The 6792-nt window shown below is 69.6% G+C and carries 6 protein-coding genes and 1 pseudogene; 6 read left to right on the top strand and 1 reads right to left on the bottom strand.

From position 1 onward, the window contains the following. Positions 1-198: pseudogene (locus AB4Z46_RS34890) on the bottom strand (TorF family putative porin); the annotation flags it as partial. Positions 199-502: 304 nt separating this feature from the next. Here AB4Z46_RS34890 and kdpF point away from each other — a divergent pair. The 6 genes from kdpF to AB4Z46_RS34860 form a co-directional block, all read left to right on the top strand. Continuing rightward, positions 503-601 (top strand): K(+)-transporting ATPase subunit F, encoded by a 99-nt coding sequence (gene kdpF / locus AB4Z46_RS34885; protein WP_442288131.1) that lies wholly within the window; start codon positions 503-505, stop codon positions 599-601. 1 nt (position 602) lies between these two features. Beyond that, positions 603-2405 (top strand): potassium-transporting ATPase subunit KdpA, encoded by a 1803-nt coding sequence (gene kdpA / locus AB4Z46_RS34880; protein WP_442288130.1) that lies wholly within the window; start codon positions 603-605, stop codon positions 2403-2405. Positions 2406-2416: 11 nt separating this feature from the next. Next, positions 2417-4585 (top strand): potassium-transporting ATPase subunit KdpB, encoded by a 2169-nt coding sequence (gene kdpB / locus AB4Z46_RS34875; protein WP_442288129.1) that lies wholly within the window; start codon positions 2417-2419, stop codon positions 4583-4585. Between the two features lie 13 nt (positions 4586-4598). Further along, complete coding sequence (kdpC, locus tag AB4Z46_RS34870) at positions 4599-5171, top strand: potassium-transporting ATPase subunit KdpC (RefSeq protein ID WP_442288128.1); 573 nt, start codon at positions 4599-4601, stop codon at positions 5169-5171. A gap of 12 nt (positions 5172-5183) precedes the next feature. Continuing rightward, positions 5184-5330, top strand: a complete 147-nt coding sequence (locus AB4Z46_RS34865; RefSeq protein WP_442288127.1) for a hypothetical protein — start codon at positions 5184-5186, stop codon at positions 5328-5330. Positions 5331-5341: 11 nt separating this feature from the next. Further along, on the top strand, positions 5342-6792 hold a 1451-nt coding region (locus AB4Z46_RS34860), incomplete at its 3' end, for a DUF4118 domain-containing protein (RefSeq protein ID WP_442288126.1).

Genomic DNA, 6792 nt, shown 5'->3' with positions numbered 1-6792 from the left:
CTTGGCGAAGCCGTGCTTGCCGAGCACGTCCTGGTCCTGGCCGCGGAACTTGTAGTCGGTGGTCAGCGAGATGTTGCCCGTGAGATTCGGCGCGGGTGCTGCCGCGGCGTCGGTCGCGGCTGCGGCCTGCGCGCTGGCGAGCATCGGCAAGGCGGCCAGAGTCGTCAGGGAAAGCATTTTTGCGATGGCGTATTTCATGTTCGAAGCTGTTTGAAGGTGAGCGACGAGCGTACGGACGGCTCCGTAAAAGCGACGTAAAAAACCGGCGCCTGTGCATAAAAGTTTCGAACATCGAGGGCGGCGTTTACGCTTTCTTTACGCCCCTCGGCGCACTCTATTCCCCGTTTTTACGCACCCGTCCGGACACTTGCTGCATCGTTTTCTTGATGCAGGAGTGATGAATGGACCTCGTATGGATTGCCGCCATTGCGGCGATGTGGGTCGTGATGGCGGAAACCGTGCTCGGGCTGTGCAAGCTCGACGCACCGAAAGGGGAGCGTCCGTGATCGGCCTCGATGTTCTCTATGGGTTCGGCGGCCTGGTGGCCGTGCTCCTCTTCGCCTATCTGGTGTATGCGCTGATCTGCGCCGAGGAGTTCTGACATGAACTCATCCGCCTGGGGCCTGCTGGCCCTTTTCCTGGTCGTGCTCGGCGTGCTCGCCTGGCCGCTCGGCCGCTTTCTCGCTGCCCTGTGCGACGGCCGCCTGCCATGCTGGATGCAGCGCGCCGAAGCGCCGCTCTACAAGCTGGCGGGCACGTCGCCCGAACAGTCGATGCACTGGCGCAGCTACGCGCTGGCGCTGCTGGCCTTCAACGCGATCGGCACCTTCGCCGTCTATGGCCTGCAGCGGCTGCAGGGCGTGCTGCCGTTCAACCCGGCGGGCATGACGGCCGTATCGCCCGACTCGTCCTTCAACACCGCCGTGAGCTTCGTCGCCAACACCAACTGGCAGGGCTACGCGGGCGAATCCACCATGAGCTACCTCACGCAGATGCTCGGGCTCTCGGTGCAGAACTTTCTTTCGGGCGCGACCGGCATCGCGGTGGCGTTCGCGCTGGCGCGCGGCTTCGCGGCGCGGCGCACCGACGGCAAGGGCTTCGTCGGCAACTTCTGGGTCGACGTCACGCGCATCACCGCGTGGGTGCTGCTGCCGATCGCCTTCGTGATCGCCTTGGTGCTGGCGGGCCAGGGCGTGATCCAGAACTTCGATGCCTACAAGACCGTGACCACGATGGAGGCCACAGCCTACCAGCAGCCGAAGCTCGATGCCGGCGGCCAGCCCGTCAGGGATGCATCCGGCAATCCGGTGCTCGAGGACGCCAATGCGACGACGCAGACCTTGGCCATGGGCCCCGTCGCTTCGCAAGAGGCGATCAAGATGCTCGGTACCAACGGCGGCGGCTTCTTCAACGCCAACTCGGCCCATCCGTACGAGAACCCGTCGGCGCTGTCGAACTTCGTCGAGATGCTGGCGATCTTCCTGATCCCGGCTGCGCTGTGCTTCGCCTTCGGCCGCGTGGTCGGCGACCGGCGCCAGGGCTGGGCCATCCTGGCGGCGATGACGGTGATGTTCGTGCTGGCGGTGGTCGCGGTCATCCCGGCCGAGCAGGCCGGCAATCCGCTGCTGCCGCCGCTCGGTGTCGACCAGGCGCAGAGCGCGCTGCAGGCCGGCGGCAACATGGAAGGCAAGGAAGTGCGCTTCGGCATCAGCGCCTCGGCACTGTTCGCGGCGGTCACCACGGCGGCCTCGTGCGGCGCGGTGAACGCGATGCACGATTCCTTCACGCCCCTGGGCGGCATGGTGCCGCTGGTGCTGATGCAGCTCGGCGAAGTGGTGTTCGGCGGCGTCGGCACCGGCCTCTACGGCATGCTGGTCTTCGCGATCCTGGCGGTCTTCATCGCCGGCCTGATGATCGGCCGCACGCCCGAGTACCTGGGCAAGAAGATCGAGACGCACGAGATGAAGCTGACCTCGATCGCGATCCTGGTCACGCCGATCCTGGTGCTGGCCGGGACCGCGGTCGCGGTGAGCATGGGCGCGGGCCGCGCGGGCATCGCCAACCCCGGCGCGCACGGCTTCTCGGAAATTCTCTACGCGCTGACTTCGGCCGGCAACAACAACGGCAGCGCCTTCGCCGGCCTGTCCGCCAACACGCCGTTCTACAACGCGCTGCTCGCGATCGCGATGTGGTTCGGCCGCTTCGGCGTGATCGTGCCGGTGCTCGCCATCGCGGGTTCATTGGCGGCCAAGAAGCGCCTGCCGGTCACGGCCGGCACCATGCCCACGCACGGCCCGCTGTTCGTGACCCTCCTGATCGGCACCGTGCTGCTGGTCGGCCTGCTCAACTATGTGCCGGCATTGGCCCTCGGGCCGGTCGTCGAACACCTGATGCTGTGGAAATGAGGCCGCAGACCATGAACAAGAATCCTTCTCCTGTTTCCCTGAACGAGTCCGCCCAGCTGGCGGCCGTGGCCGATGCCAAGGCCCTTGCCAAGAAGAAAGAACACCTCTCGCTCTTCGATGCGGCGCTGCTCAAGCCGGCGCTCTGGAGCGCCATCGCCAAGCTGAGCCCGCGGGTGCAATGGCGCAACCCGGTGATGTTCATCGTCTACATCGGCAGCATCCTCACGACCTTGCTGTGGGTGCACACGCTGAGTTTTCCGGGCGACACCGGCATGTCGTCGGCCTTCGTGCTCGCGGTGTCGGTCTGGCTGTGGTTCACCGTGCTGTTCGCCAATTTCGCCGAAGCACTGGCCGAGGGCCGCAGCAAGGCGCAGGCCGCTTCGCTGCGGGGGCTGCGCAAGGACACCTGGGCCAAGAAGATGGCCGAGCCCTTCCATGGCGGCAAGTGGCTGCCGCTGCAGGCGCCCGAGCTGCGCCGCGGCGACGTCGTGCTGGTCGAGGCTCACGACGTGATTCCGCTCGACGGCGAAGTGATCGAGGGCGTGGCCTCGGTCGACGAGAGCGCCATCACCGGCGAATCGGCCCCCGTGGTGCGCGAATCGGGCGGCGACTTCTCGGCCGTCACCGGCGGCACCCGCGTGCTGTCGGACTGGCTGGTCGTGCGCATCACGGTCAACCCCGGGGAGTCGTTTCTCGACCGCATGATCGGCATGGTCGAGGCCGCCAAGCGCCAGAAGACGCCGAACGAGATCGCGCTGACCATCCTGCTGGTGGCGCTGACCCTGGTGTTCCTGATGGTCACCGTCACGCTGCTGCCGTACTCGGTGTTCAGCGTCGACGCGATCGGCACCGGCACGGTGGTGTCGCTGACCGCGCTGGTGGCGCTGCTGGTGTGCCTGATCCCGACCACCATCGGCGGCCTGCTGTCGGCGGTCGGGGTGGCCGGCATGAGCCGCATGATGCAGGCCAACGTGATCGCGACCTCGGGCCGCGCCGTCGAGGCCGCGGGCGACGTCGATGTCCTGCTGCTCGACAAGACCGGCACCATCACGCACGGCAATCGCCAGGCCAGCGCCTTCCTCACGGCGCCGGGCGTGTCGCAGGCCAAACTGGCGCGCGCCGCACTGCTGGCCTCGCTGCCCGACGAGACACCCGAGGGCCGCAGCATCGTCGAGCTGGCCCGCCGCGGCGGCATCGACGGCAAGGGCGTCGAAGGTGCGCACTTCGTGCCCTTCACCGCCCAGACCCGCATGAGCGGCGTCAACCTGCCGGCGGCGCCGATGAGCCTGAATGCCGAGCCGATCGCGCTGCGCAAGGGTGCGGTGGACGCGGTGCGCCGGCACGTGGAGGCGCTCGGCGGTTCGATGGCGTCCGAGGTGCTGCTTGCCGCCGACACGGTGGCGCGCCGCGGCAGCACGCCGCTGGCGGTGGCCGAGGGCAGCCGGGTGCTGGGCATCGTCGAGCTCAAGGACATCGTCAAGACCGGCATCAAGGAGCGCTTCGCCGAGCTGCGCCGCATGGGCATCAAGACCGTGATGATCACCGGCGACAACAAGCTGACGGCCGCCGCGATCGCGGCCGAGGCCGGGGTCGACGATTTCCTGGCCGAGGCCACGCCCGAAGACAAGCTGGCGCTGATCCGCAAGTACCAGTCCGAGGGCCGCCTGGTCGCGATGACCGGCGACGGCACGAACGACGCGCCGGCGCTCGCGCAGGCCGACGTGGCGGTCGCCATGGGCAGCGGCACGCAGGCCGCCAAGGAGGCCGGCAACATGGTCGACCTCGACTCGAACCCGACCAAGCTGCTGGAGGTGGTGGAGACCGGCAAGGCGCTGCTGATGACGCGCGGCTCGCTCACCACCTTCTCGATCGCCAACGACGTCGCCAAGTACTTCGCCATCATCCCGGCGATCTTCGTCTCGACCTACCCGCAGCTGGGCGCGCTCAACGTGATGCGGCTCGCGAGCCCGTCGTCGGCGATCCTGTCGGCGGTGATCTTCAATGCGCTGGTCATCGTGTTCCTGATCCCGCTGGCGCTGAAGGGCGTGCGCTACCGGCCGGTGGGTGCCGCGGCACTGTTGCGCCGCAACCTCGCGATCTATGGCCTCGGCGGCCTGGTCGTTCCCTTCATCGGCATCAAGCTCATCGACTGGCTCCTGGTCGCCGTGCATCTCGTCTGAGGATCCCATCACCATGACAAGCATTCTTCGTCCCGCCCTGGTGCTCTTCGTGCTGCTCAGCGCGCTGACCGGGCTTCTGTATCCGCTGGCCGTGACCGGCGCCGCGCAGGCGCTGTTCCCGGCCCAGGCCCAAGGCAGCCTGGTGCTGCGCGACGGCAAGGCGGTCGGCTCCTCGCTGATCGGCCAGAACTTCAGCGATCCGAAGCACTTCTGGGGCCGCCCGTCGGCCACCGCGCCGATGCCCTACAACGCGGCGGCGTCGGGCGGTTCCAACCAGGGGCCGCTGAATCCGGCGCTGGCCGAGGCGGTCAAGGGCCGCATCGAGGCGCTGCGCGCCGTCGATCCGGGCAACGCGCAGCCGGTGCCGGTCGACCTGGTCACGGCCTCGGCCAGCGGGCTCGATCCGCACATCAGCCCGGCCGGCGCCCGCTACCAGGCGGCGCGGGTGGCGCGTGCGCGCGGCCTGCCGGCCGATCACGTCGAGCAGCTGATTGCGGACCATACCGAGGCGCCGCTCTGGGGACTCGTCGGCGAGCCGCGCGTGAACGTGCTGGCGCTGAACCTGGCGCTCGATCAGGCGCGGTGAGGAGCGCTCGCCATGGACGACGATCTGCTGCACGCGCTGTTCGCGCTGGCCGTTCTCTTCATCCCGATGGGCTTTGCATGGTTCATGGTCTCCCTCACCACCCGGCGGCGCGCCCGCCGTGATCGGCATGCGGTGCGCAGGGCCCCGCCGCTGCGCTGAACCATCTCGCCATGAACGACGCCTCCCGCCCCGACCCCGACACCCTGCTCGCGCAACTGCGCGCGGACGACGAGCGCGCGCGGCGCGGCAGGCTGCGCATCTACTTCGGCGCCAGCGCGGGCGTCGGCAAGACCTGGGCGATGCTGAGCGCCGCGCAGCGCGAGCGAGCGGCGGGCCGCGACCTGATGATCGGCGTGGTCGAGACGCATGGCCGCGGCGAGACCGCGGCGCTGCTGGCCGGCCTGGAGGCGCTGCCCCTGCGCGAGCTGCCCTACCGCGGCCGCACGCTGCTGGAGTTCGACCTCGATGCCGCGCTGGCGCGCAAGCCGGCCGTGCTGCTGGTCGACGAGCTGGCGCACACCAACGCCCCGGGCTCGCGCCACGCCAAGCGCTGGCAGGACGTGCAGGAACTGCTGGCCGCCGGCATCGAGGTCTGGTCGGCGCTCAATGTGCAGCACCTGGAAAGCCTCAACGGCACGGTCGGCGCGATCACTGGCGTGCGCGTGCAGGAGACCGTGCCCGACCGCGTGCTCGACGAGGCCGACGAGGTGGTGCTGGTCGATGTCACGCCCGACGAACTGACGGCGCGGCTGGCAGCCGGCAAGGTCTACCTGCCGCAGCAGGCGGAGCGCGCGGCGCGCCACTTCTTCCGCAAGGGCAACCTCATCGCGCTGCGCGAGATCGCGCTGCGGCGCACCGCCGAGCACGTGGAAGACGACGTGCGCGGCTGGCGCGTGGAGCAGTCCGGCCCGAGGGGCGACGAGGGGCTGCCGGCGTGGAACACCTCGGGCGCGATCCTGGTGTGCGTCGGCCCGCACGAAGGCGCGGGCCAGACGGTGCGCACGGCGGCCCGCCTGGCGGGCCAGCTCAACGTGCGCTGGCATGCGGCCTACGTCGAGACGCCGCGGCTTCAGCGCCTCGCTGCGGGCCGGCGCGACCGCATCCTCGCGGTGCTGCAGCTGGCGCAGGCGCTGGGCGCCGAGACGGCGGTGCTGACCGGCGTCGAGGTGGCGCAGGAACTCGCCGCGCAGGCGCAGCGGCTCAACTGCGCCACGCTGGTGGTGGGGCGGGCCGAGCCCGCGCGGGGCTGGCTGCGCTGGTGGCCGCAGCGCGCGCTCACGCGCGAGCTTGCGCGCCACGCGCCGGGCCTCGACATCGTCGAGGTGGCGCGCGCCGAGAGCTCGCGCCGGCTTGTGCAGGCCCAGCCGGGCCGAAGGCGCGGCGACCCCGGCGTGGAAGACGCCGACCGCCCGTATGCGCGCTGGCCCGGCTACGCGTGGGCGGCGGCCATCAGCGTAGCGATCACGCTGCTGGCCACCCCGCTGTCGGCCGTGCTGGAGCTGGTCAACATCGTGATGCTGTTCCTGCTTGGCGTGGTCGGGGTGGCGATGCGCTTCGGGCGCGGCCCGGCGGCCTTCGCCGCGATGCTCAACGTGGCCGCCTTCGACTTCTTCTTCGTGCC

This window comes from Variovorax sp. M-6 (assembly GCF_052114385.1).
GTDB lineage: Bacteria > Pseudomonadota > Gammaproteobacteria > Burkholderiales > Burkholderiaceae_C > Variovorax.
The sequence above is the reverse complement of the archived record's forward strand: the minus strand, read 5'-3'. Positions and strand labels throughout refer to the sequence as shown.

Bases quoted from the DNA above. Each gene is read 5' to 3' on its own strand.
- kdpA (WP_442288130.1), top strand. From the start codon at position 603: ATGAACTCATCCGCCTGGGGCCTGCTGGCCCTTTTCCTGGTCGTGCTC.
- kdpB (WP_442288129.1), top strand. From the start codon at position 2,417: ATGAACAAGAATCCTTCTCCTGTTTCCCTGAACGAGTCCGCCCAGCTG.
- kdpC (WP_442288128.1), top strand. From the start codon at position 4,599: ATGACAAGCATTCTTCGTCCCGCCCTGGTGCTCTTCGTGCTGCTCAGC.
- AB4Z46_RS34865 (WP_442288127.1), top strand. From the start codon at position 5,184: ATGGACGACGATCTGCTGCACGCGCTGTTCGCGCTGGCCGTTCTCTTC.